Origin of the sequence: Mesorhizobium jarvisii, from assembly GCF_003601985.1 — a bacterium.
Lineage (GTDB): Bacteria > Pseudomonadota > Alphaproteobacteria > Rhizobiales > Rhizobiaceae > Mesorhizobium > Mesorhizobium jarvisii.
Genome location: NZ_QZXA01000027.1, coordinates 1 through 1,780, shown reverse-complemented (window position 1 = coordinate 1,780; position 1,780 = coordinate 1). Strand labels below are relative to the sequence as shown.

5 protein-coding genes and 1 pseudogene are annotated in these 1,780 nt (G+C 57.5%); 2 read left to right on the top strand and 4 right to left on the bottom strand.

Translation table 11 applies throughout. The annotated features are described in order from the left end of the window. The first annotated feature begins 50 nt into the window (after window positions 1–50). A complete protein-coding gene (locus D3242_RS34435) occupies window positions 51–206 on the top strand; it encodes a DUF1515 family protein (protein WP_342634150.1) in 156 nt (51 codons plus the stop codon). A 6-nt stretch (window positions 207–212) separates the two neighbouring features. On the opposite strand, the gene D3242_RS33125 is transcribed toward D3242_RS34435, so the two are convergent. The 4 genes from D3242_RS33125 to D3242_RS33110 form a co-directional block, all read right to left on the bottom strand. Then, window positions 213–449 (bottom strand): hypothetical protein, encoded by a 237-nt coding sequence (locus D3242_RS33125; RefSeq protein ID WP_019863654.1) that lies wholly within the window; start codon window positions 447–449, stop codon window positions 213–215. Between the two features lie 197 nt (window positions 450–646). Then, complete coding sequence (locus D3242_RS33120; protein ID WP_064982112.1) at window positions 647–895, bottom strand: hypothetical protein; 249 nt, start codon at window positions 893–895, stop codon at window positions 647–649. 52 nt (window positions 896–947) lie between these two features. Continuing rightward, window positions 948–1,247 (bottom strand): hypothetical protein, encoded by a 300-nt coding sequence (locus tag D3242_RS33115; RefSeq protein ID WP_064982138.1) that lies wholly within the window; start codon window positions 1,245–1,247, stop codon window positions 948–950. 52 nt (window positions 1,248–1,299) lie between these two features. Further along, window positions 1,300–1,500, bottom strand: coding sequence for a hypothetical protein (locus tag D3242_RS33110; RefSeq protein WP_019863657.1), 201 nt, complete (start codon window positions 1,498–1,500; stop codon window positions 1,300–1,302). 132 nt (window positions 1,501–1,632) lie between these two features. Between D3242_RS33110 and D3242_RS34225 the strand changes: the two are divergent. After that, window positions 1,633–1,780: pseudogene (locus D3242_RS34225) on the top strand (ATP-dependent DNA ligase); the annotation flags it as partial.

Sequence of the window (1,780 nt, the reverse complement as noted above, 5' to 3'; positions counted from 1 at the left end):
GCGTTTGAAGGCCGTCGCGTCCTCCGCCGATAACGACGAGCATCGAGTAAGTGGCCGCTGAGGTGACACGGTGGAAGCTGATGGGGCTTGGCGCCCTCGGTGTCACCTGTATGGCGGCGGCGACTCTGGCGTCGCTCGCTACGGCTTATTGGGGCGATATCTGGCGCTTGCTGCGCGGCGGGGGAAGAGTAATCCTTCGGTTCTAGTCTGCGCTATATTCCGAGGGTTAATGCAACAAACAGAGCCGGCGCGAAGGCAAGGCCGATTGCCATGATAACGACGACGACGATGCCAAGTCTCTCCGTTCGTCTGACACGGTCCTCAATGTTGTCGTCCTCCGTTGAAAGGATGAGGTCGAGCGCTGACGAGATATCGGGCGCAGGGGTATTGTTATCATTGGCTGCTTGATTTGCGACGTCGTGGACTGGCGGGCTCTCGACAACGGTCACCGTCTGCCTCGCTTCTAAGAATCTCAAGACGTCACCTCTAAGTCTGATCCGGCCCCCTCCATGAGCGAGGTGCTCGGGGTGCGGTCGTAACGTGATTGCAATGCTTCGGTTGCGGGGGCAGGACTTCAGTCGGGGGGCTCGCCGGACCTTAGCCTCACAGCGGTACGCAAATGCGTGCGTGCCACTGCTCGTCGCCGTCATGGTTCTGGTTTTTGGTTGCCGTCGGTTTGGAGCTTGTGGCAGATCTGTTGATTTCCAGCCCCCACCAGGTCGCTATCTTCGGACGCCCGGGAACATAATGATTGTCGCGCCGTCTTCGGGATCCAGCGGTTTATGCCCAGGTTCTTCATGGTAGAGGACCTGGCGTAGATCGCGCTGATCGACCAACTGTCCGCAGTAGGGACAGGAATAGAAATGGTCTTCTTCTCGTGCTGGCCCGGCGCCATGTCGCTTGCCGTGAATAGGCGGGCCAAGGTCTGAAAGCTTGGTCATAGCGCGTCAACCCGGTTCATCGATCAGCGCTTTTTTCCGCTTGGGCGGGACGTAGCTCTGGACCAGACGCAGCTTGTCCAGATCGACCGTAACCATCGTCCCCAACGTGACCGTGACCTTGTCACCGTCAATTCGCGTAACGTGGCCGGTTAGCTCGATCTGCTGACCCTTCACCAGCTTGGTGGCCGGATCGATTATCGAATGGGGGAAATTGTAGCTCGGGATCGAAACGCTGACGCGGTCTTCCGTGACGCGATTCAGCACCGTCGCCATTATCGCTACTTCGTCGCCGACCTTTATTGCCATGCACTGATTCTGGCGCGGCATACGACTGCGTCAAGGATTAGCGGAAGCTAAATTAATATCGTTCTACCGCGAACTTGAAAACTTCCCTCCGGCCCTGATCCACCACGCGGAACCAATGAGCCTGCACGGTTCGGATCACGAACGGCCCTGCCGTGACCTTGTTCATGGCCTCCAATGCACTGGTTCCGTGGGCGATGTGTAGGGCCAGCAACTCATCGCCCTGCATTTCGTCGATATGGTACTTGGTGGTCATGGACTTCACCGCCGTGTTCTAACCCCAACTTCATCGACCAGTAGAGGTTCCTCACGGCTCGATTGCCCGCCAAAGTTCCGGAACTATTTTAGCAAAAGCTTATTTAGCTGCCGGCTTGTGTGAGTTCCGTGCATGCGTTTGAAGTTCGTCTCGCCCTTGATGCCGACCCTTGTCGAGCAGCCTCCAGAAGGCGACGGCTGGATTCACGAGGTGAAGTTCGACGGCTACCGCTCGCAACTGATCATCGATGAGGACGGCACCAGGATCTACACGCGTAACG

Coding starts and splice junctions, on each gene's coding strand:
- D3242_RS33120 (WP_064982112.1), bottom strand. CDS start 895: ATGGCGCCGGGCCAGCACGAGAAGAAGACCATTTCTATTCCTGTCCCT.
- D3242_RS33115 (WP_064982138.1), bottom strand. CDS start 1,247: ATGGCAATAAAGGTCGGCGACGAAGTAGCGATAATGGCGACGGTGCTG.
- D3242_RS33110 (WP_019863657.1), bottom strand. CDS start 1,500: ATGACCACCAAGTACCATATCGACGAAATGCAGGGCGATGAGTTGCTG.